Origin of the sequence: Aurantibacter crassamenti, assembly GCF_016811105.1 — a bacterium.
Lineage (GTDB): Bacteria > Bacteroidota > Bacteroidia > Flavobacteriales > Flavobacteriaceae > Aurantibacter_A > Aurantibacter_A crassamenti.
On sequence record NZ_JAFBGM010000002.1, the window covers coordinates 1,289,175 to 1,310,755 of the forward strand.

A 21,581-nucleotide genomic window follows, 5' to 3' on the forward strand; every position below is an offset into this window, starting at 1 on the left:
TTATTTAACTCTAATGGTTTCTAAATAACCTTTATATAAATTAACACTCTCTTTTATCATTGCAGAAACACCGTTACCGGTAATTGTTGCCCCTGCCAAGGCATCAACTTCGTTGTCATCCTTAGTATTATTCAAAGGATCGTTATTTCCTTTAACCACTGCTACACCAGCATAATTTTGGCCTTTCAAGATAGTTTCACCAGTAAAATCATCCATGAAATAACGTTGCTTTATATTCGCACCTAAGCCTGGGGTTTCACCTTTATGGTCAAAATATACCCCCTGAACCGTCATGGTATCGTCTAAGGCAATAAAACCCGAGATGGCATCCCATAAACCTTTACCATACATCGGAATAATATAAAACTTCTTACTATCTTTTTCGCCGATGAATAGTGGCAACTTAAATGGCTCACCTTTTTTCTTAGCGCTTAATTGCTTTTTCAAATCAATCAAATACGCCTCGTCATTCTCGGTAATCTTATCACCTTCAATGACCAATTGCTCTTTAATATAGGTATGAAATTCACCTTCAACCTTATCAGTAGGTATGAAATTCACACTAGATTCGTCATTTTCATTTACACCCATAGCGTAAAGAATGTTCTGTTGCTTTTCGAACCTTTCGTTTTCTTGGATATTAGGACGCAAGGCTGAGGCTAAAAAAGCCAAAATTGATCCTACTACCACTACCATAATGGTCGCAAAAATTATGGTATAACTATTTTTATCAGTATTGATTGCCATTTTTATACGGTTTCTGCTTTTAGTTCCTTTGCTTCACCTTCTGAATCTTTAGGAAAAATCGTTGCATTATTTAATCGTTTCAAACGTTTTTTAATGTTGCCTTGAACTACATAATGATCAATTGTAGGAGCAAAAACATTCATCAATAAAATCGCTAAGAATACACCTTCTGGGTAAGCTGGGTTGAAAACGCGAATCATAACAGACATAAAGCCTATTAGAAAACCGTATATCCATTTACCTCTATTAGTTTGTGAACCGGTTACTGGATCTGTTGCCATGTAAACAATACCAAATGCAAGACCACCAACGATTAAATGTTTCCAAAAATCAAAACTCATTAAGCCGTAAAACGGACTTGATTGAGAAATCCAACCTTGATCTACTACTCCGTTAAAAATTAAGCCCATAACCAAAGAACCAAGAATAGCACTCAACATAATTCGCCAACTGGCTATTTTTGAAAAGACTAAGAACAGGCCACCTAAAAGGATTAAGAAAGTTGGTGTTTCACCAACTGAACCGGGAATAAAGCCCCAGAACATATCCCAAGTACTGTAGATAGCATCCATTTCAGCACCTTTACCTTGTGCCAAAAACCCAAGTACAGTTTCACCTGAAATAGCATCCACATTGGTTGCACCATCTGCAATTTGTTCAGCTCTTTCACGTGCTTCATACACCCAAACTTTATCACCGCTCATCCATGTAGGATATGCAAAAAATAGAAAAGCACGTATTGTTAATGCTGGGTTTAATATATTCATTCCGGTACCACCGAAAACCTCTTTACCTATTACAACACCAAAAACAACAGCTACAGCCAGCATCCAAAGTGGGGTATCAATTGGCACAATTAAAGGCACTAACATACCGGTAACCAAATAACCTTCTTCTACTTCATGCCCTTTTATCACAGCAAAAATAAATTCGATTAGAAGTCCAACACCATATGATACTACAACCAATGGAAGTACTTTAATAATACCAATCCAAAAATTATCCCAAGTCAAAAAATGGTCCATAACAGAGAAGTTCTCTGGAAAACCATTTAGAGCTGAAAAATGTTGGTAGCCTGCGTTAAACATTGAAAATATCAAAACAGGAACCAATGCCATGATAACTGTATTCATGGTACGCTTTAAATCATCAGCTGATCTAACATGCGACCCAGAATGGGTAGTTTCATCTGGCGCGAATAAAAAAGTATGGATTGCATTAAATGCAGGTGCCATCTTTTTACCTCTGTAATGGTGCTTTAAGATGTGTAGTCTTTTCTTAAAGGTCAGTCTTTTATCACTCATCTTCTTATCCTATTTCTTTATAAAGCAAATCAAGTCCCTCACGAATAATTTGTTGGTGTGGTTGTTTTGATATGCAGATAAATTCAGTTAAAGAGAAATCTTCAGGTGCAACTTCATAGAGTCCCAATTGTTCCATTTCATCAAGATCTTTCACCAAACAAGCCTTTAAAAGCTGCATCGGAAAGATATCTAAAGGAAATACTTTTTCATATTGACCCGTAACAACAAACGCTCTATGCTCACCGTTGGTATTGGTATCTAACTTGTATTTCTTATTAGGCTGCATCCAAGAAAAAGTCAAAGCTCTTGTTGCAGAAATTTTATTGAAAATCGGTTTATTCCATCCAAAGAACTCATAATCATCTCCCTCTGGTATAACCGTAACTGTGTTATTATAAAAACCTAAATGTCCGTCAGGCCTACTCTTAGAACCTGTAAGCACATCACCATTAATAACTCTTATATTATCTTCATTAACCCCACTACCATATAGAAAAGTAGAAACCTCAGCTCCTATTTTTGTTGTATAATACTTGGGATTTTTAACTGATGAACCAACTAAAGCGACAACTCGCTCTGCATTGAATTTACCAGTCAACAAAGTTTCACCTATTATAACAAGATCTTGCGGTGTAACTGTCCATACAACTTCACCTTTATTTATTGGGTCAATTTTATTAATCTGAGTACCTACTAATCCAGCAGGATGTGGGCCAGATACCTTATGCAATTCAACACCTGTTAAACCAGATAGAGTTGAACTTGAAGATGCACCAACAGAAAGATGAACTTTACCAGGCGTCAGTTTAGCTAAAGCAGTAATTGCTGCTTGCAACTCCTTTTCTTTGCCTTGTAAAACATAATCAGCATCAGCCGCTAAAGGGGCAGTTGTAAATGCCGAAATAAAAATTGCTTTCGGATTTACATCAGGATTAGCAATAATATCATAAGGTCGTTGCTTAATAAATGGCCAACAACCAGATTTCAACAAAAACGCCTTTATACTATCTTTAGAAGCTGATTGTACATCAAAAATAGGATGCTCTAAAACCTCTTGCTCTTTGTCTGGTAAAATTCTAAGCGAAAGTATTCTTCTTCTTGCGCCTCGTTCAATTTCTATCAATTCACCACTTACAGGCGACACAAAAAGCATGCTTTCGTTGTCTTTATTGAAGAAAATTGCCTCACCAGCTTTTATTTCAGCACCTTGTTTCACCAACATTTTTGGTGTCACACCATGAAAATCGCCAAGATTAAGCGCATAAACCTTGCTTAATACGGCTTTTGAAGTAGTCTGTTCAGCGGCGCCGACAAGGTTAATATTTAAACCCTTTTTAATTCGGATGTCTTTAGACATATTATTGTAGACCTTATATTAAAATTCGAGCAAATTTAGTACTAAAACGATTCTTTTCATAATTATTGCCTATTAATTTAGACATTATAACGAGGTTAATTTTTTAGGTATGCTTTTTGCTTAACTTTACGCGAAATTTACCGGCGAATGAGAATTAATGCCCTTAAAATTATATTTCTATTTTTCATCAGCTACCCTGTTTGTAGTCAGGTGCATGAAGAAGTATCTCCTCCTGACTATATCAAGTCAATTGTTTTTAAAGGACCTACAGAGGATCAATTTCCTGTAGTACAAATTGGAGAATCAATAAATCTTGAATTTGATGACTTAACAGCAAGTGAACAAGATTTTTATTATAAAATAGTGCATTGCAATTATGATTGGCAAAGCTCAAGTCTTCTGAAATCACAATATTTACGAGGTGTAGACAATCAACGAATTATTAACTACGGTAACAGTTACAATACATTGCAGCCCTATTCTAATTATAAACTTACGATTCCTAATAACGCGGTTAGCCTAAAAGTAAGCGGCAATTATATACTAGAAATTTATAATTCTAGCGACGAACTTCAATTTTCAAGAAGATTTGTAGTGTACAAAGACATGGTAAATGTTGGCGGAACAGTTAAAAGATCAAGAGATTTTGACTTTTTAAATGAAAAACAAGTAGTCCAATTCACAATCAATGCAGGCAATACGCAATTAATAAATCCAAAGAAGGAAGTAAAAATAGCCATTGTTCAAAATTATCATTGGCCTACAGCACTTTATGATGTACCCCCTCAATTCACCATTGGTAGTGAACTGGTATACAAGTACGATTATGAGACTAGTTTTTTTGGAGGTAATGAATTCTTATACTTTGATACAAAAGATTTACGCGCACCAAGTTCTGAAATTGCGCGCATTGAAATTGAGGATCTTTACCAACATTATTTATTCTCAGATCGCTTGCGTTATGATATTCCCTACACGTATTTTCCTGACATTAACGGCGACTATATAATCAGAACTTTACAGGGTGATGACGATTCAAGAGAAGCAGAATACACAAATATCCATTTTAGTCTACCTTATAATGAAGTGTTAAGACTAGATAATGTTTACGTTTTTGGGAAATTTAACAATTACGCCCTTACCGAAGAAAACAAGCTAACATACAATGAAGATAATGGCATGATGGAAGGCTCTATTGAGCTTAAGCAAGGTTTTTACAATTATAAATATATTGTACAAAAAGAAGACGGCCTTATTGACCTAAATACGGTATCAGGAAATTTTCACTTTTCAGAAAACAACTATTTAATCTTAGTCTATTATCGCAATTTTGGCGACCTCTATGACAGCATTATAGGTGTTGGCTCTGCTAATTCTAGAAACATAACAAATTAATCTTCATTCATCTCGATTGAGAAATTAAGGTTACAAACTACTTGTAAAAAGTTTTTATATCTTGCTCATTTCATATGAGCAACAAACCAACACTACCCAAAAAGGGCAATTTCAAGATTGAACACCGTGGTTCAGAATGCCTTAATTGTGGACATTCTTTACGGCTTACTGATAAATTCTGCCCAAATTGCTCACAAGCCAACAATACCAAAAAACTTTCACTAAATGATTTTTTTGACGAGTTTTTTGCTAGTATGATTTCCTATGATTCTAAGCTACTTAGAACCCTCTCAGCATTACTTACTAAACCGGGTAAAATCACGGCAGATTTCATTGCCGGCAAGCGCGCTTCATATACTAACCCATTTCGATTTCTATTAAGCCTTACTATCATTTATTTTTTAATGATAAATTTTGGTGGAAATTATTCGAATTGGGATAAATATGGATCCAATAGCAATGAACCTTTTTTAATTAGACTCAGTAATTGGGTTAATTCTTTTGATGGATTGAAACAAAAGCAGGTTAAGGAAGAAATAGCATCGGTTGCACAAGACACTGATTTTAAAGAATACTTAAGTGCAGAGCTACAGAAAGATTCTATAATACTTTCAAATCCTAAAAAATACTTCAACTCTATAACAGACGCCTCATTTTTAAATAGACATTCTAAAAAGAATAGCTTTTTTAACACTGTAATCAGAAAAGATTCAGTCTTTGATTTTGAAGATGCTCAAAGAAAATATGACATTCCCAATACTAGTGCAAATAGCATTGCTTTTAATGCCGCAAGTGGCCTTCTTAAATTCAATAAACAACCTGGCACATTTATAAGTTCATTAATTTCAAAACTCCCTTTTGCCATATTTTTCTTTTTACCAGTGTTTACAATCTTCATTTGGCTGGCGTATATCAGAAAAAAATACAGTTATACCGATCATTTAATCTTTAGCTTTCATAGTACATCATTGTTTTTTATCTTGCTGATTATTAGCTATTTGTTTGAATGGCTTATAAACAAAAGTGTGAATTGGGTTTTTCTAATTCTTTTTTGCATCTATCTATTTATAGCTATGAAACGGTTCTATCAGCAGGGCTTTTTCAAAACAAGTGTTAAATACGTGTTTTTAAATACGATTTTTTTTATATTGGCAATGTTTTCAATGCTGATACTATTAACAGGAAACGTTTTTACATTCTAGATTAAGAAGACTATGACAACATTAGTAACCAAAGGCATAAAAATTTCAGTACGCACCACTTTTGAAGGCACTTTCTTCAAGAACTACAAAATGCATTTTGCATTTGGCTATACTATTACCATAGAAAATCAAAGCAAAGATTCTGTACAACTTACAGGTCGTCACTGGCAAATCTATGATTCTTTAAACGATATGGAGGTTTTAGATGGTGAGGGTGTAATTGGTAAGAAACCCGTAATTGAACCTGGAGAGTCACACACCTATAATTCAGGTTGTCTTTTAGCATCTCCTATAGGCGCCATGAAAGGACATTATAATATGGTAAACTTAAGTTCGTCTGAAAAGTTCAGAGTCTACATACCTACCTTTAAATTTCACGCACCTTTCGCTTTGAATTAGAATTAAAGTACAAGTTTATATAACTTTTACATTTCTTTTAAAATAAAACAATGTTTATCAAAGAGTAGTTTATTTTAATATATTCTGAAGCTATGATTTATTCATAATTTTAAATCATATTATTTTAACATAAAAGCTAACATTACGCTATCAAAATCAAGTATATTTTCTTATAAATTGGCCTAGTATTATACTATGGTCATTTTTTTATTCTCACACACATCCAGTACCTTTACAGAAGTTTTTAATTCTTAAAAAACAATGTTATGGGTAAAGGTTTTTTTCAAGTACCAACCGCTATAAACGAACCAATTCTGAGCTATGCTCCAGGTTCATCTGAGCGCGAAGAAGTTCTCAAACAATACAAAGCATATTATAATGGTACCGTTGAAGTACCGATGTATATTGGAAAGAAAAAAGTGAAATCTGGTAAGACAAAACCAATGTCACCACCTCATGATCACAAACATAAAGTAGGTAGTTATCATATAGCTGAAAAATCACATGTTTCTGAAGCGATAGATTCTGCCTTAAAAGCACGTGATGCATGGGCAAATCTAACTTGGGAACAACGTGCCGCAATTTTCTTAAAAGCTGCTGAGTTAATAGCAGGTCCATACCGAGCAAAAATAAATGCTGCTACAATGATAGCGCAATCTAAAAACATACATCAGGCTGAAATTGATGCTGCTTGTGAGTTTATTGATTTCTTGCGTTTCAATGTAGAATACATGTCACAGATTTATGCAGAGCAACCTGATTCTGCCGAAGGTATCTGGAATCGTGTAGAATATAGACCTCTTGAAGGTTTCGTTTACGCAATCACACCATTTAACTTCACTGCAATTGCAGGAAATCTTCCGGCTAGTGCAGCAATGATGGGTAATGTTGTAGTTTGGAAACCAAGTGACAGTCAAATATTTTCAGCAAAAGTTATCGTTGACATTTTTAAAGAAGCAGGCCTACCTGACGGCGTAATTAATGTCATTTATGGTGATCCAGTAATGATCACTAAAACAGTTCTAGATAGCCCTGATTTTGCAGGAATCCATTTTACAGGTTCAACTTATGTTTTCAAAGAACTATGGAAACAAATCGGAAACAATATTCATACGTATAAAACATACCCTAAAATTGTTGGCGAGACTGGCGGAAAAGACTTTATAATAGCTCATCCTTCAGCCAAACCAGCACAAGTTGCAACTGCAATAGTTCGTGGTGCTTTTGAGTTTCAAGGTCAAAAGTGTAGCGCTGCCTCACGTGTGTATCTTCCAAAATCAAAAGCAAATAAAATTTTAGAACTGGTTAAAAAAGATGTAGCATCATTCAATGTTCCAGGTTCGCCAGAAGATATGTCAAACTTTATTACAGCTGTAATTCATGAAGGCTCTTTTGATAAATTGGCTAAATATATTGATCAAGCTAAAAAAGATAAAAAGGCAGAAGTTATTATTGGTGGAAATTATGATAAATCGAAAGGTTATTTTATTGAACCAACGGTTATTCTAACTACCGACCCTAAATATACAACCATGGAGACTGAGCTTTTCGGGCCCGTTGTAACCGTATATATTTATGAAGATAAAGACTGGTCGAAAACCCTTCAAATAGTTGATTCTACTTCAGAGTATGCACTAACAGGAGCAGTTCTTTCTACAGATCGATACGCAATTGATGAAGCAACAAAAGCATTGCAAAATTGTGCCGGAAATTTCTATATCAATGACAAACCTACAGGTGCTGTTGTTGGTCAACAACCATTTGGTGGGGCAAGATCATCAGGCACAAATGACAAAGCAGGATCAGCACAGAACTTATTACGTTGGGTTTCACCTAGGCTAATCAAAGAAACATTAGTAACCCCAGAAGACTATCGCTATCCATTCTTGGGATAAAAAAACCATAAAACTCTGTATTTAAGAGTTTTATATCATATATTTATTATCTTTCAAATCCTTATTTCTAAAAAAAATAAGGATTTGAAATTTAGGAACCTAAATAATTATAAAATGAAAAATCGAATAGTAGTAGCATTAGCACTAATGGCAACAGTCTTTAGTTATGCGCAAGACAAACTTACACAAAACACAATTCAAGGTGTTTTAACAGGAAATCAAAGTCAAGTTGTTCAACTTGCTGAAGCCTTTTCAGAAGAACAATATGATTGGCGACCAATGGAGGGAGTGAATTCAGTTCGGGAAGCACTTTTACATGTTGCTGGAGCAAATTATTATTTAGCGTCTAAATTAGGATTCGCGCCACCAGCAGATGTTGACATGATGAAACTGGGTGAAATTACAGGTAAAGACAATGTTATTGCAACTTTAAAAAAGTCTAATGCATTTGTACTTGATAAAATAACATTAGTAGAGAACGCCACACTCAATGAAGAAGTTGACTTTGGCTTTGCTAAAATGAACAAGTTAGCAGGTTTACTTGTTATTATGGAACACAATGGCGAGCACAAAGGACAACTCATTGCATATGCCAGATCAAATGATGTAGTTCCGCCATGGAGCAAGTAGTCATTGACAATTCAATAAAAAAAAGGGTGCTCTAGGCACCCTTTTTTTTATTCTTACACCTTAACCAGTTCATTCTCAGCTATAATTAAGGCTCAAAAACTGTAAATCAACCATTTATGTTCAAAAAAGTTGATTTTTAAACAATTTCAATGTAAATTTAACGTTAAGTAATTGTAAATGAATTTAATTTTACTTTTATTTTAGTTTTAAATAAACGTTATGAAAAAGCAAGAGACCATTATTAGCAAGCCTAAAAACGACAGTTTCAGCATACTTAATATATTTACATTTGTTAAAAACTATGCAAAAAATTGCCGCTACTCGTTCAATAGAATGCTAAACACATAAGCAAAAAAAAGCTGAACATAATTAAGTATAGTTTATCAACCCTTAAATTTCTGTGGTAAATAAACTAGTTTTTTAGTCTCATAAAATTCTTCCTCAAAAAAATCGGTTAAATCAATAACCTGAGCTGTTTTAAAGTCTTTTAATTCATCGGCTAAATCGCCACCCTTCAAATAAAGAATACCATTTCGCCTTTCATGAGATGACTCTTTTTTAATTTTACCTTTTACCCAATGTGTAAAAGTAGGCATGGCCGCAACTGCCCTACTAACAATAAAATCAAATCGGCCTTTTATTTCTTCAACCCTTGAATTTACAGTCGTAACGTTGGTTAACTGAAGTCCTTCAACAACTTCATCAACAACTTTAATTTTCTTCCCAATAGAATCTACTAAAGTAAATTTTACCTGAGGAAATAGAATTGCTAATGGTACACCAGGAAATCCGCCGCCGGTACCAACATCTAAAATTGAAGCGTTCTCATTAAATCTTTGAAATTTAGCAATACCTAATGAATGCAGTACATGACGAAGATATAACTCATCAATATCTTTTCTACTAACAACATTTATTTTCTGATTCCAATCTTTATACAAGGTCTCAAGAAGCTCAAATTGATGCTTCTGCTCTTCTGATAAATCTGAAAAATATTTACAAATAAGATCTGTCTTCATTCAAGTTTTAATTATTTCTACAAAAATAGTATATTCACTTCGGCAATAAATTGTTTTCCCAATTTTAGTTAACTCACGCAATGGTGCTTAACAATTGCGTTATCTTTACCACAGATTTGTAAAAAATGGACAAGACTACTATTAAATTCCCCCGAAAAGACGCAACCAATTTTTTCAAAATCCTAAATACTAGGGTGAACGATTATTTTAAAGAGAATAAGATAAAGAAAACAGGCAACTGGCGTTTACACGTTAAAACGGTAATCATGTTTGCAATGTTCTTAACTCCCTATTTTCTAATACTCACATTAGGACTACCAAATTGGGCTAATTTACTTTTGACCATAGTAATGGGCGTTGGCATGGCTGGTGTTGGCATGAATGTTATGCATGATGGCAATCACGGTTCATATTCAAATAAGAAATGGGTTAATAAGCTAATGGGCAGTAGCATTTATATACTTGCTGGTAATGTTTATAATTGGCAAGTACAGCATAATGTTTTGCACCATACTTATACCAATATTCAGGATCATGACGAAGATATGGAAGCAGGCAGAATTCTTAGATTCTCAAAGCATACAGAATGGCGTAAGCATCATAAGTTTCAGCACTTCTATTCAATTCTTCTTTACGGATTATTGACGTTCAACTGGGCGATTACCACTGATTTTCAGCAAATGTATCGATATATGAAACGCAAACTTTCATATGGTAAATTACCAAGCCCTGCGGTGAACTGGAGTACTTTAGTCATTACTAAAATACTTTATATTACCATTTGGATAGTACTACCGTTAATTTTCGTAGAAATGGCTTGGTGGAAAATTTTGCTCGGGTTTTTCATAATGCATTATGTTGCAGGCGTTATACTAAGTGTTGTATTTCAGTTGGCGCATATTGTTAATGAAGCGCAGACTCCATTACCTGATGACAGCGGAAACATGAAAAACACGTGGGCAATTCATCAACTATTTACCACAGTGAATTTTGGTACAAAAAATAAAATTGTAAACTGGTTTACAGGTGGTTTAAATCATCAAGTAGAACATCATATATTTCCGCATATTAGCCATGTTCATTATACTAAAATATCGAAAATTGTAAAGCAGACGGCCAAAGAGTTTAATTTGCCTTATAATGAATACAAGACTACAAGAAAGGCGATTTTATCTCATTTTCAACATTTAAAAGAATTGGGTAAACAGCCAACATTGCAATATTAATCAGCTATTAATAATTTTATTTCTACTAGAGTTTTTCTTGGTTGTAAATTGATTTTTTGCACAGGAATGATCAATATTGTACAATCCTTATTTTTTTTGCATTAAAGACTTACAAAAATCCTAATTTTGTGTTTGGTTTAATGTATCAACTAACTAAGAACAAATGAGCAACAAGCTATCAGACAGAATTAACAGTCTAAAACCATCAGCAACTCTTGAAATGGCTGCTAAAGCCCGTGAATTAAGAGCCGCTGGCAAAGATATAATTGGATTGAGTTTAGGGGAACCTGATTTCAACACCCCAGATTACATCAAAGAAGCTGCAATACAGGCCGTAAATGATGATTATAATTCATACACCCCTGTAGACGGTTATGTAGAACTTAAAGAGGCAATAATTACAAAGTTCAAAAGAGATAATAACATCGCTTATGAGCCTTCTCAAATTGTAGTATCGACAGGCGCAAAACAGGCACTTTATAATATCGCTCAAGTAGCGCTTAACAAAGGTGATGAAGTTATTCTTCCTTGCCCATATTGGGTTAGTTATAGTGATATTGTAGAATTGGCTGACGGTGTTCCTGTAGAAGTACCAACTTCTATTGAAAGTGATTTCAAAATGACTGCCGAACAATTGGAAGCTGCAATTACACCTAAAACAAAAATGTTATGGTATAGCTCACCTTGCAACCCAAGTGGTTCAATATATAGCGAAGCAGAATTAAGAGCTTTAGCTGATGTACTGCAAAAACACCCTCAGATTATTGTGGTAAGCGATGAAATTTACGAGCATATTAATTACGGTGTTACGGCGCACGCATCTATGGCAGCTTTCGATGACATGTATGACCGAACCGTTACGGTAAATGGTGTTGCAAAAGCATTTGCTATGACCGGATGGCGTATAGGTTATATTGGTGCACCAAGTTACATTGCTAGAGCCTGTAACAAATTACAAGGTCAAGTTACAAGTGGCGCAAATTGTATTGCTCAGCGCGCTGTAATAACAGCATTGGTTGAATCACCAGATCGCATACAATATATGGTTGACCAATTCAAAGAACGTAGAAAGATAATTTTGGGTCTTTTAAATAATATTGATGGTTTCAACTGCAATGAACCAGAAGGCGCTTTTTATGTATATCCAGATGTAACAGCTTATTTTGGAAAAACTTTAAACGGTGTAACAATTAACAATGCTTCAGATTTTGCGTTGTATTTATTAGAGTATGCCAATGTAGCTACAGTAACAGGTGATGCATTTGGTAATGGCAATTGCATTCGTATTTCGTATGCAGCTTCAGTAGAGAATATTAGAGAAGCAATAAAAAGAATTGAAGCAGCTCTTAAATAGTGCTAAGTTTTCTTCCAGAAATATGGGGTCAATATAATTAGAACCGTAAAAAGTTCTAATCGCCCTAATAACATTAAAAATCCGCACCACCATTTGGCTGGTGCGGGTAATCCATTAAAATTACTTACGGGATTTAAATCACCCAAACCAGGGCCAACATTACCTAAAGAGGTAGCGGCACCACCAATTGCGGTTACAAAATCAACACCCATCATTCCCAGCACCATTGCTCCTATTATAAAAAGCAGCATATACAATACAAAAAATGCAATGATATTGTAAACGATATCCTGACCTACTGATTTATTATTATACCGCACCGGAATTATTGCATTAGCATGTAGTGTTCGTTTGAATTCAAGAATTCCGTTTTTAATAATTAACAGGTGTCTCATCACTTTAATTCCACCTGCAGTTGACCCTGCGGATCCACCAGCAAACATCAAACCAAAGAAAAATATTGTCAAAAATGGTGACCAACTAGTAAAATCAGCGGTGACAAAACCTGTGGTAGTTACTACAGCTATAATCTGAAATAAAGCATGTCTAAATGAGCTTTCAGTTTTACCCCAAACCATATAATAACCTGGAATATCAGTAGTAATATGCGCGTTAAAGTAGATAACCATTGCCGTAACAATAGTAAAAACTAAAATAAGTCCGCCGTAGTAACGAAATTCTTCATCATTTAAAACACGTTGCACTTTTCCTTTAAAAGCAAAATAACTCAATACAAAATTGCTTCCTGCTAAAAACATAAAAACAATAATAATGTATTGAATAACCGGCTGATCATTCCAATATGCAACACTGGCATTTTTTGTAGAAAATCCACCTGTTGACAAAGTTGCTAGCGAGTGATTAATAGCATCAAAAAAGCTCATACCTGCCATTTTGAGTAATAATGTTTCAGCTAAGGTATAGCCCACATAAATTAACCAAAGGCGTTTTGCGGTGTCAGTAATTCTTGGATGCAATTTATCTGCACTAGGCCCGGGAGCTTCAGCTGCAAAAAGTTGCATGCCGCCAATACCTAGAAGCGGTAAAATTGCAATAGCCAGTACAATGATACCCATTCCACCAATCCAGTGTGTAAGACTTCTCCAAAACAATATTCCTTCTGGCATCGATTCAATATCATCTAAAATAGATGCACCGGTAGTTGTATAGCCAGACATAGTCTCAAAAAAAGCATTTGTTACATCAGGTATTGCACCAGAAAACAAATAAGGTGTAACTCCGGAAAGCGCCATAACAAGCCAACCACAGGTTACAATAATATAACCCTCTTTTTTCTTGACTTCTTTTCTGTGATCTCTAGTATAAATCATTGCTAGAAATCCGATAAACAAGGTTGTTACTGCAGCAATAAAAATACTTAACGTTACTCCGTCTTTATAAATGCCACTAACTAGCGTGGCCAAAAGCATAAAAAAACCATTGCAAAGTAGCAATAGCCCCATAAGGTGAACAATAATTTTTACGTTCAATCCCATGTTTACAGAAAGAGTTTTTCAATTTTTGGTATGGCTTCAGGCAAGCAACAAACCACTACCCTATCACCAGCTTGAATAAGAAAATCACCTAAAGCAATTTTTCCTGTATCTCCACGTACCACGCCACCAATAGTTGCAGTTCTCGGAAAATTAAGTTCCCGAATAATTCGTCCTGTCACTTTAGATTTCGGTTTTACAACAAATTCTAAAATCTCAGCATTCAAATTGTTTAAACGCATTAAAGCGACAACTTCACCCTTACGAATATGTCTAAAGATATTATTGGCAGCAAGTAATTTTTTATTGATTAAAGTATCAATACCTATAGAGTGTGACAGTTGAAAATAATCCATATTTTCAACTAAAGCGATTGTCTTCTTAATGTTTTTAGACTTTGCGACCAAGCATGACATTATATTAGTTTCAGAATTTCCGGTAACCGCAATAAAGGCATCCATTGATTCTAAACTTTCTTCATCTAATAATTCAACATTTCTACCATCACCATTAATAATTAAAGCATTTGGCAATAAGTCGGCAAGATCAATTGACTTTTCTTTGCTCTTTTCAACCAATTTAACATTAAACTTATTGGCACAAAGGTCTCTAGCAGTTTTAAAACCCACTTTACTTCCACCAAGAATCATGACATTCTTAATTTCTTCATTTCTTTTACCAGTAAGCTTATAAAGTTCATCTACCCCTTCTTTAGTAGTAATAAAATAAACTTGATCTCCTGGTTTGAAATTAGTATCACCACGTGGTATTAATGTACGTTGTGTACCGGTTCTCTTAAGAGCTATTGGCATAAAATTTAGCTCCGGAAAAATCTGCGCAGCTTCTTTTACACTTTTACCTACAAATGGCGCTGATTTGGGTAAAGACACGCCTACCATAATCAATTTGCCTTCTTCAAACTCATAGGTATCATTAAAGCCTGATTTATTCAAAAGCATTTGAATTTCAGTTGCTGCTAATTCTTCTGGTGAAATTAATTCATCAATGCCCAATTCTTCGAACTTAATTAGCTCTTTCTTATCAACAAATTCGGTATTTGAAATTCTAGCAATTGTTCTTTTACAACCCAATTGTTTGGCCAACATACAAAGCGTAATGTTTGTAGTTTCAGACGCCGTTACCCCAATAACCAAATCAGATTTTGAAACCTCAGCATCTAATAACAGAGAAATAGAAGTAGCATCGCCTCTTAAAACCCTAATATCTAAATGTGTGTCTGCATATGCAAGACTCTCCTTATCAGTATCAATTAAGGTAATATTCTGTGACTCATATGATAGTAACTTCGCCAAATGAAAACCTACTTCACCAGCACCTGCTATTAAGATTTTCATCTTTTAAGATTGTTTATTAATATCATAGAATGTAATTACTACGTGTGTTTATTATAGAATACAGTATAAAGCATTTCATATAATAAATTTCGAAGGCCAAAATTACGCATTTATTCGGTTGTCATTGTAAAAACCTAACTATAATAACTTGTGTTAATTCTCCTATATTCAATGTATAACAAACGTGAAATTGAGCTTATATCGTATCTTTGAACCAAAATTTCTAAATGGCGGATAAAGTAATTCCTTATAAAGATTCAGATTTAGGTAAAAAAGAACAAGTAACACAAATGTTCGATACCATCTCAAAAAATTATGATGGGTTAAACCGAGTAATATCTTTTGGCATTGATATAAAATGGCGTAAACGCGTAGTTGCTATTTTAAAAATGAAAAATCCGTCTACCATATTAGACATTGCAACAGGTACAGGAGATTTGGCCATTAATTTAGTTCAGACAGGTGCTGAAAAAATAATTGGTCTTGATATTTCGCCAGGTATGCTTGAAGTTGGAAAAGAAAAAATATCAGCAAAAAATCTTGACAAAAAAGTTGAAATGATTTTAGGAGATAGTGAAAACCTACCTTTTGAAGAAAATACATTTGATGCAATCACAGTTGCTTTTGGAGTTAGAAATTTTGAGAATTTAGAAAAAGGATTGCAAGAAATATTACGCGTTCTAAAACCTAACGGAACATTTATAGTTCTTGAAACCTCTGTACCCACTAAGTTTCCGTTTAAACAAGGGTATAAATTCTATACAAAATACATACTACCAACCATAGGTAGAATCTTTTCAAAAGATACATCAGCCTATGCGTACCTATGTGAATCTGCTTCAATTTTTCCACATGGTGAAGATTTCAACAATATTTTAAGAAAAACAGGGTTTATAGGTGTAGAGAATAAGCCTCAAACATTTGGGGTTGCGTCAATTTATGTTGCCACAAAATAGATCAATGAAATACTTTGTTTTTATATTATTTGGCGCTTTGTTAATGTGCCAACCTTTAACAGCCCAGTTTAAAGAAAACCCAATTATTAATTTAGAGAACAAAGACAAAAAGTTCTTAAACTACGGGTATTTCTTAGGATTTAATCAATATGATTTTAAATTCGATTACACCAACGATAGAGGTACTAATTTAACCGATATTTTAGTAGACAAGTCAATGGGTTTTAATGTAGGTTTGATTGGTGAAATGAACATCAATGAGTTTGTTGATATACGTTTTGAACCAGGATTACATTATACATCTAGAACTTTAGGTTTCCCAGGATTTGACAATACAGACGAAGGAAGAAGAAATGCATTTAGAGAAGTTAAGTCTACCTATATTAATTTTCCTATTTTACTTAAATTAAGCACCAGACGTTTTGGCAACTGGAAACCATTTTTAATCGGTGGTTTTTCAAGAACCTTAAATTTAGGAAGTAACGAAACTAGTTTAGATGATAATCTTGCTGGTACTTTTAGAATGAAAAAATGGGTGAATAATTATGAAATGGGCTTCGGCATAGATTTCTATTTAGAATACTTCAAATTTACCCCATCAATACGTGGTGTGTTTGCAATAAATGATGAATTGGTTCGTGATAAAGACGCTAATAGTCCATGGACAGGCAACGTTGACGCAATGCGTTCTCGTGGTTTATTTATCAACTTTACTTTTGAATAGTCTACCCTCTTCTAATTTCACTTAAAAATATTGCAGCTGCAGTAGCTACATTTAAACTTTCTGTAGTTGAATTTCCGAAATGTGGAATGCTAATTCTTTGGCTGCATAATGCTTCTATTTCTTTTGAAACACCATTTGCTTCATTGCCCATTACAAGAATACCTGTGTTGTTGAATTTTTGCTGATAGCAGCTTTCGCCATCCATAAAAGTTCCACATATAAGCACTTTCGCATCTTTTAAAATTTTAGGTAAATTATCATAAACAATATTGATTCTTGAAATAGAACCCATAGTTGCTTGTAAAACTTTTGGGTTGTAACAATCAACAGTATTTGGTGAACAAAGTAAATTACGTATCCCAAACCAATCACAAAGTCTTATTATAGTGCCTAAATTACCAGGGTCAGAAACACCGTCAAGCGCAATAACCCAATTTGAAAAATCAATTGTTTTAGTTTCAGGAATTCTAAAAATACCTAAAACTTTATTAGGCGTTTTCAAATTACTCATTTGGTTTAACTCTTTTTCAGTAATTTGTTGAACCGTTGATTCATCCGCAGAAAAAAGAGATGGATCAGTTGAATAAACTTGATAACATTGTATATCAGATTTCAATAATTCTTTTACAGTCTTTACACCTTCAACTACAAAAAGTGAATGTTGATTTCGGTACTTTTTTTGTAGTAGACTTTTTATAAGTTTTATTTGGCTTTTAACAACCATGCAAATAATGTATTTTTGATTTCTAATATGTGGCACCCCTTATGTTCTAGAGATAACATTGCTAAAATAAGTCTATTATTTTTAGCTATAGTCTTGGCTTCATGTAATACCTTAAAACGTGTTGATGATAATGAACTTTTAATTACCAAAAACACAATCTACGTTGACAGCCTTAAAATTGGTAATGAAGACATTAATAGCTTACTAGTTCAAAAACCAAATAGTGCTTTACTAGGTTATCCTCTACGACTTAACTTATACAATCTTGCAAAAAAAAATCCTGATTCTTCATTTCAGACATGGTTGCATAAAAATGATAAAAGAGAACAGCGTTTAAATAAACTACTCTCTAAAAAGCAAGTTCGTAGACTAGGCGAATCTTTTTTAGTAAAAGGCGTAAATGATTGGCTGAAAAAAATAGGAGAGCCACCGGCAATTCTAGACACTACGCAATCCCAAAGATCATTAACTAGACTAAACGCTTATTATCACAGTAAAGGCTATTTCAATAATACAGGTAACTTCACCATTGATAGCTTACCAAAAAAGAAACGAATTGGGGTAAACTATAATATCAATTTAGGTAAACCCTATATGATTGATACCTTATCTCAAAAGATTAGTTCACCAGCATTAGATTCAATTTATCGTTTACATACATCTAATTCTTATGTAGTACCGGGTGAAAAATTCGACATAGACAATTTCAACAATGAACGAGAACGATTAACTACCTTATTCAGAAATACGGGTATTTATAATTTTCAAGAAAGCTCTATTTCATATACCATTGAACGTGATACAGCGGTTGCAAAAGACGATCAAGGAATGGAGATTCAATTAAACATTGATGATTTACGAAGAAGAGGAGAAGGCGCAACTACCACCTCAAAATATGAGGTACACCGTTTTAAAGACATCAACATTCATACTGATTATGATTTTAATAGCACAGCTACCGAAAAATTTATACGCTATGAAGATTACACCATATATTATAGAGGCAAATTACGATTCAAACCAAAAACCTTAGCTAACGCAATATTTTTTAAAACAGATAGCATCTATAGAGATATTGACCGTGTTCGTACCTACAGACAAATTGCGAATCTCAATGTATTTCGATACCCAACAATTTCTTATGCCCAAGATCCGAATAAACCAACCGACCTAACTGCAAATATTTATTTACAGGCTAGACCAAAATATTCTTTAGGTTCTGATTTTGACATCAATCACTCAAACATTCAAAGAGTAGGTTTAGCGTATAGTCCGTCTTTACAAGCAAGAAATATTTTTAAAGGCGCTGAAAACCTGAGTTTAACGGGCCGTTTAAGTATTGGTAATTCACGTGATGAGTCTATCAGTGACAAGCAATTTTTTAATATTTTAGAATTTGGTGCCGATCTCAATTTAAATTTTCCTAGAATATGGCTACCATTTATTAATACGGATAAAATAATACCAAGCTATACACTACCACGAACTAGGATGTCAATTGGTGCTACCGCTCAACAAAATATTGGTTTAGACAAACAAACTTTCAACACCGTTTTGGGGTATAACTGGACCCCTTCTGACTTAAAAAAACACAACCTTGAACTATTGAATGTTCAATTTGTACGCAATGTCAACCAAGAACGATTCTTTAATGTGTACACCAATTCATTTTCCACATTAAATGATATAGCTACAGATGATAGCTCATTTGATTATAGGGCTGTAGCACCAGAACTTTTTGAATCTCCTGACGGAACAAATGATCCGAATTTATTAATTCCAGATGGCGCAAATGAATTTATTTCTCAAATCGAAAATGGAACCTTAAATAGCACTACAGAAGATTTTATTGATGTTAATAGAATCAAAGAAAGACGAGACCGACTTACACAAAACAACCTGATTTTTGCAAGCAATTACACATTTAATTTAACCAACAGATCTGATGTTACTGACAATCAGTTTTATTCGTTTCGTTTTAAGGTTGAAAGTGCCGGAAATTTACTGTCTGGCCTATCCTATTTATTTCCATTTAATGAAGATGACAATGGTAATTTATTGGTTTTCAATGTACCCTATTCGCAATACATAAAAACAGAATTTGATTATGTAAAGTATTGGGATCTTACAAAATCGCAAGTAATAGCTCTTAGAACTTTCTTTGGTATCGCTGTACCCTATGGCAATGCAGACAACATACCTTTTGTACGTAGTTATTTTGCAGGTGGCTCAAATGATATTAGAGCTTGGACCCCTTATTCTCTTGGGCCAGGACGCGTCGATGCTATAAATGACTTTAATGAAGCTAATTTAAAAATAGCAGCAAGTCTAGAATATCGATTTCCTATAGTTGGAGATATTAATGGAGCCCTTTTTGCTGATGCAGGTAATATTTGGAATGTTTTTGATAATGTAGAAGATCCTGATGCGACATTTAATGGAATTAGCTCTTTAGCTGACATAGCACTAGGCACAGGTTTTGGAGTTCGGTATGATTTCACCTACTTCTTATTTCGATTAGACCTTGGTTTCAAAACTTATAATCCAGCCGAAGAGGTATCAAAACGTTGGTTTAGAGACTACAATTTTGCGAATTCCGTACTTCAGATCGGTATCAATTATCCTTTTTAGCTATTCGTGTCTAAAGCTAAATATTTTATTACATTTGTCGCTTAACAAAAAAGATAAAAAACATATGTCCCACAATATTAAGGCGGGTGTAGCCACAGGAGATGAAGTACAAGCAATTTTCAATTATGCTAAAGAAAAGGGATTTGCCCTTCCTGCAGTAAATGTAATCGGATCAGACACTATTAATGGTGTTTTAGAAACGGCTGCTAGTTTAAATGCGCCAGTAATTATTCAGTTCTCAAATGGTGGAGCTCAATTTAATGCTGGTAAAGGACTTTCAAACGAAGGCCAAAAAGCAGCTGTTGCAGGTGCTGTTGCAGGTGCAAAACATGTACATGAATTGGCAGAAGCCTATGGTGCTACTGTGATTTTACATACAGACCATTGCGCTAAAAAATTATTACCTTGGATAGATGGACTTTTAGATGCTAGTGAAAAACATTTTGCTGCAACTGGCAAGTCTTTATTCAGTTCTCATATGATTGACCTTTCTGAAGAGCCAATTGAAGAGAATATTGAAATCTGCAAGACCTACCTTGAGCGCATGAGCAAAATGGGAATGACTCTTGAAATTGAACTTGGTATTACAGGTGGTGAAGAAGATGGTGTTGACAACTCAGATGTAGATGATTCTAAATTATATACTCAACCAGAAGAAGTTGCTTACGCTTATGAAGAACTTTCTAAAGTAAGTCCTAAGTTCACAATTGCAGCAGCTTTCGGAAATGTTCATGGGGTGTACAAGCCAGGTAACGTGAAATTGACTCCGAAAATATTGAAAAATTCTCAAGAATTTATTTCAGAAAAATATGGCGTTGAGCACAATCATATTGATTTTGTTTTTCACGGTGGATCAGGATCAACAGTTGAAGAAATTAGAGAAGGTATCAGCTACGGCGTAATTAAAATGAATATTGACACAGACTTACAATATGCATTTCTTGCAGGTGTAAGAGATTATGTTCAAGACAAAAAAGATTATCTTCAAGGTCAAATAGGGAACCCTAATGGTGCAGATGAGCCTAACAAAAAATATTATGATCCACGTGTTTGGTTACGCGAAGGAGAAAAAACTTTTGTTGCGCGCTTAAAAAAGGCCTTTGAAGATCTTAACAATATCGATACATTATAATCACATAGGATTTCCCAAACAATATAACCCTAAATATG

General features: G+C 34.3%; 18 protein-coding genes. 11 read left to right on the forward strand and 7 right to left on the reverse strand.

Translation table 11 applies throughout. The features are described from left to right. Genes JQC67_RS18105 through JQC67_RS18115 form a run of 3 tightly spaced genes read right to left on the reverse strand, consistent with a single transcriptional unit; the run spans position 1 to position 3,408 of the window. Positions 1 to 747 carry a Na(+)-translocating NADH-quinone reductase subunit C gene (locus JQC67_RS18105; RefSeq protein WP_203254311.1) on the reverse strand — a complete coding sequence of 249 codons (747 nt, stop codon included), beginning with the start codon at positions 745 to 747 and terminating at the stop codon, positions 1 to 3. A 2-nt stretch (positions 748 to 749) separates the two neighbouring features. After that, positions 750 to 2,051 carry an NADH:ubiquinone reductase (Na(+)-transporting) subunit B gene (locus JQC67_RS18110; protein WP_203254312.1) on the reverse strand — a complete coding sequence of 434 codons (1,302 nt, stop codon included), beginning with the start codon at positions 2,049 to 2,051 and terminating at the stop codon, positions 750 to 752. Between the two features lie 4 nt (positions 2,052 to 2,055). Next, positions 2,056 to 3,408, reverse strand: a complete 1,353-nt coding sequence (locus JQC67_RS18115; protein ID WP_203254313.1) for a Na(+)-translocating NADH-quinone reductase subunit A — start codon at positions 3,406 to 3,408, stop codon at positions 2,056 to 2,058. 147 nt (positions 3,409 to 3,555) lie between these two features. On the opposite strand from JQC67_RS18115, the gene JQC67_RS18120 reads away from it, so the two are divergent. The 5 genes from JQC67_RS18120 to JQC67_RS18140 all read left to right on the forward strand — a co-directional run bounded on the left by JQC67_RS18120 (position 3,556) and on the right by JQC67_RS18140 (position 8,929). Further along, positions 3,556 to 4,803 (forward strand): type IX secretion system plug protein, encoded by a 1,248-nt coding sequence (locus tag JQC67_RS18120; protein ID WP_203254314.1) that lies wholly within the window; start codon positions 3,556 to 3,558, stop codon positions 4,801 to 4,803. 74 nt (positions 4,804 to 4,877) lie between these two features. Then, positions 4,878 to 6,005, forward strand: a complete 1,128-nt coding sequence (locus JQC67_RS18125; protein ID WP_203254315.1) for a DUF3667 domain-containing protein — start codon at positions 4,878 to 4,880, stop codon at positions 6,003 to 6,005. A 12-nt stretch (positions 6,006 to 6,017) separates the two neighbouring features. Then, complete coding sequence (gene apaG, locus JQC67_RS18130) at positions 6,018 to 6,404, forward strand: Co2+/Mg2+ efflux protein ApaG (protein ID WP_203254316.1); 387 nt, start codon at positions 6,018 to 6,020, stop codon at positions 6,402 to 6,404. Positions 6,405 to 6,670: 266 nt separating this feature from the next. Beyond that, complete coding sequence (gene pruA / locus JQC67_RS18135; protein ID WP_203254317.1) at positions 6,671 to 8,299, forward strand: L-glutamate gamma-semialdehyde dehydrogenase; 1,629 nt, start codon at positions 6,671 to 6,673, stop codon at positions 8,297 to 8,299. A 114-nt stretch (positions 8,300 to 8,413) separates the two neighbouring features. Next, positions 8,414 to 8,929, forward strand: coding sequence for a DinB family protein (locus tag JQC67_RS18140; protein WP_203254318.1), 516 nt, complete (start codon positions 8,414 to 8,416; stop codon positions 8,927 to 8,929). Between the two features lie 383 nt (positions 8,930 to 9,312). Here the strand turns inward: JQC67_RS18140 and rsmG are convergent, their stop codons facing one another. After that, entirely contained in the window at positions 9,313 to 9,948 is a 636-nt protein-coding gene (rsmG, locus tag JQC67_RS18145) for a 16S rRNA (guanine(527)-N(7))-methyltransferase RsmG (RefSeq protein WP_203254319.1), read from the reverse strand. 125 nt (positions 9,949 to 10,073) lie between these two features. On the opposite strand from rsmG, the gene JQC67_RS18150 reads away from it, so the two are divergent. Further along, positions 10,074 to 11,174: a fatty acid desaturase family protein gene (locus tag JQC67_RS18150; protein WP_203254320.1), complete on the forward strand. Its 1,101-nt coding sequence runs from the start codon at positions 10,074 to 10,076 to the stop codon at positions 11,172 to 11,174. A 163-nt stretch (positions 11,175 to 11,337) separates the two neighbouring features. Next, positions 11,338 to 12,528, forward strand: a complete 1,191-nt coding sequence (locus JQC67_RS18155; RefSeq protein ID WP_203254321.1) for a pyridoxal phosphate-dependent aminotransferase — start codon at positions 11,338 to 11,340, stop codon at positions 12,526 to 12,528. Positions 12,529 to 12,530: 2 nt separating this feature from the next. On the opposite strand, the gene JQC67_RS18160 is transcribed toward JQC67_RS18155, so the two are convergent. Next, the gene (locus JQC67_RS18160) at positions 12,531 to 14,024 is read right to left on the reverse strand and encodes a TrkH family potassium uptake protein (protein WP_203254322.1); all 1,494 of its coding nucleotides are present in this window, start codon (positions 14,022 to 14,024) and stop codon (positions 12,531 to 12,533) included. A 2-nt stretch (positions 14,025 to 14,026) separates the two neighbouring features. Next, entirely contained in the window at positions 14,027 to 15,376 is a 1,350-nt protein-coding gene (gene trkA, locus JQC67_RS18165) for a Trk system potassium transporter TrkA (RefSeq protein ID WP_203254323.1), read from the reverse strand. 227 nt (positions 15,377 to 15,603) lie between these two features. Between trkA and ubiE the strand changes: the two genes are divergently transcribed. Beyond that, positions 15,604 to 16,332: a bifunctional demethylmenaquinone methyltransferase/2-methoxy-6-polyprenyl-1,4-benzoquinol methylase UbiE gene (gene ubiE / locus JQC67_RS18170; RefSeq protein ID WP_203254324.1), complete on the forward strand. Its 729-nt coding sequence runs from the start codon at positions 15,604 to 15,606 to the stop codon at positions 16,330 to 16,332. Between the two features lie 4 nt (positions 16,333 to 16,336). After that, on the forward strand, positions 16,337 to 17,056 hold the full coding sequence (gene porT / locus JQC67_RS18175) for a type IX secretion/gliding motility protein PorT/SprT (RefSeq protein ID WP_203254325.1): 720 nt from the start codon (positions 16,337 to 16,339) through the stop codon (positions 17,054 to 17,056). 1 nt (position 17,057) lies between these two features. Here porT and JQC67_RS18180 read toward each other — a convergent pair whose 3' ends face one another. Further along, on the reverse strand, positions 17,058 to 17,780 hold the full coding sequence (locus JQC67_RS18180) for a TrmH family RNA methyltransferase (protein WP_203254326.1): 723 nt from the start codon (positions 17,778 to 17,780) through the stop codon (positions 17,058 to 17,060). A 27-nt stretch (positions 17,781 to 17,807) separates the two neighbouring features. Between JQC67_RS18180 and tamL the strand changes: the two genes are divergently transcribed. After that, positions 17,808 to 20,411: a translocation and assembly module lipoprotein TamL gene (gene tamL / locus JQC67_RS18185; RefSeq protein ID WP_203254327.1), complete on the forward strand. Its 2,604-nt coding sequence runs from the start codon at positions 17,808 to 17,810 to the stop codon at positions 20,409 to 20,411. A 64-nt stretch (positions 20,412 to 20,475) separates the two neighbouring features. After that, positions 20,476 to 21,543 (forward strand): class II fructose-bisphosphate aldolase, encoded by a 1,068-nt coding sequence (fbaA, locus tag JQC67_RS18190; RefSeq protein ID WP_203254328.1) that lies wholly within the window; start codon positions 20,476 to 20,478, stop codon positions 21,541 to 21,543. Positions 21,544 to 21,581 lie beyond the last annotated feature (38 nt).

Bases quoted from the DNA above. Each gene is read 5' to 3' on its own strand.
- ubiE (WP_203254324.1), top strand. From the start codon at position 15,604: ATGGCGGATAAAGTAATTCCTTATAAAGATTCAGATTTAGGTAAAAAA.
- JQC67_RS18125 (WP_203254315.1), top strand. From the start codon at position 4,878: ATGAGCAACAAACCAACACTACCCAAAAAGGGCAATTTCAAGATTGAA.
- rsmG (WP_203254319.1), bottom strand. From the start codon at position 9,948: ATGAAGACAGATCTTATTTGTAAATATTTTTCAGATTTATCAGAAGAG.
- JQC67_RS18105 (WP_203254311.1), bottom strand. From the start codon at position 747: ATGGCAATCAATACTGATAAAAATAGTTATACCATAATTTTTGCGACC.
- JQC67_RS18180 (WP_203254326.1), bottom strand. From the start codon at position 17,780: ATGGTTGTTAAAAGCCAAATAAAACTTATAAAAAGTCTACTACAAAAA.
- JQC67_RS18110 (WP_203254312.1), bottom strand. From the start codon at position 2,051: ATGAGTGATAAAAGACTGACCTTTAAGAAAAGACTACACATCTTAAAG.
- pruA (WP_203254317.1), top strand. From the start codon at position 6,671: ATGGGTAAAGGTTTTTTTCAAGTACCAACCGCTATAAACGAACCAATT.
- JQC67_RS18155 (WP_203254321.1), top strand. From the start codon at position 11,338: ATGAGCAACAAGCTATCAGACAGAATTAACAGTCTAAAACCATCAGCA.
- trkA (WP_203254323.1), bottom strand. From the start codon at position 15,376: ATGAAAATCTTAATAGCAGGTGCTGGTGAAGTAGGTTTTCATTTGGCG.
- JQC67_RS18115 (WP_203254313.1), bottom strand. From the start codon at position 3,408: ATGTCTAAAGACATCCGAATTAAAAAGGGTTTAAATATTAACCTTGTC.
- JQC67_RS18120 (WP_203254314.1), top strand. From the start codon at position 3,556: ATGAGAATTAATGCCCTTAAAATTATATTTCTATTTTTCATCAGCTAC.
- tamL (WP_203254327.1), top strand. From the start codon at position 17,808: ATGTGGCACCCCTTATGTTCTAGAGATAACATTGCTAAAATAAGTCTA.
- JQC67_RS18140 (WP_203254318.1), top strand. From the start codon at position 8,414: ATGAAAAATCGAATAGTAGTAGCATTAGCACTAATGGCAACAGTCTTT.
- JQC67_RS18150 (WP_203254320.1), top strand. From the start codon at position 10,074: ATGGACAAGACTACTATTAAATTCCCCCGAAAAGACGCAACCAATTTT.
- fbaA (WP_203254328.1), top strand. From the start codon at position 20,476: ATGTCCCACAATATTAAGGCGGGTGTAGCCACAGGAGATGAAGTACAA.
- porT (WP_203254325.1), top strand. From the start codon at position 16,337: ATGAAATACTTTGTTTTTATATTATTTGGCGCTTTGTTAATGTGCCAA.
- JQC67_RS18160 (WP_203254322.1), bottom strand. From the start codon at position 14,024: ATGGGATTGAACGTAAAAATTATTGTTCACCTTATGGGGCTATTGCTA.
- apaG (WP_203254316.1), top strand. From the start codon at position 6,018: ATGACAACATTAGTAACCAAAGGCATAAAAATTTCAGTACGCACCACT.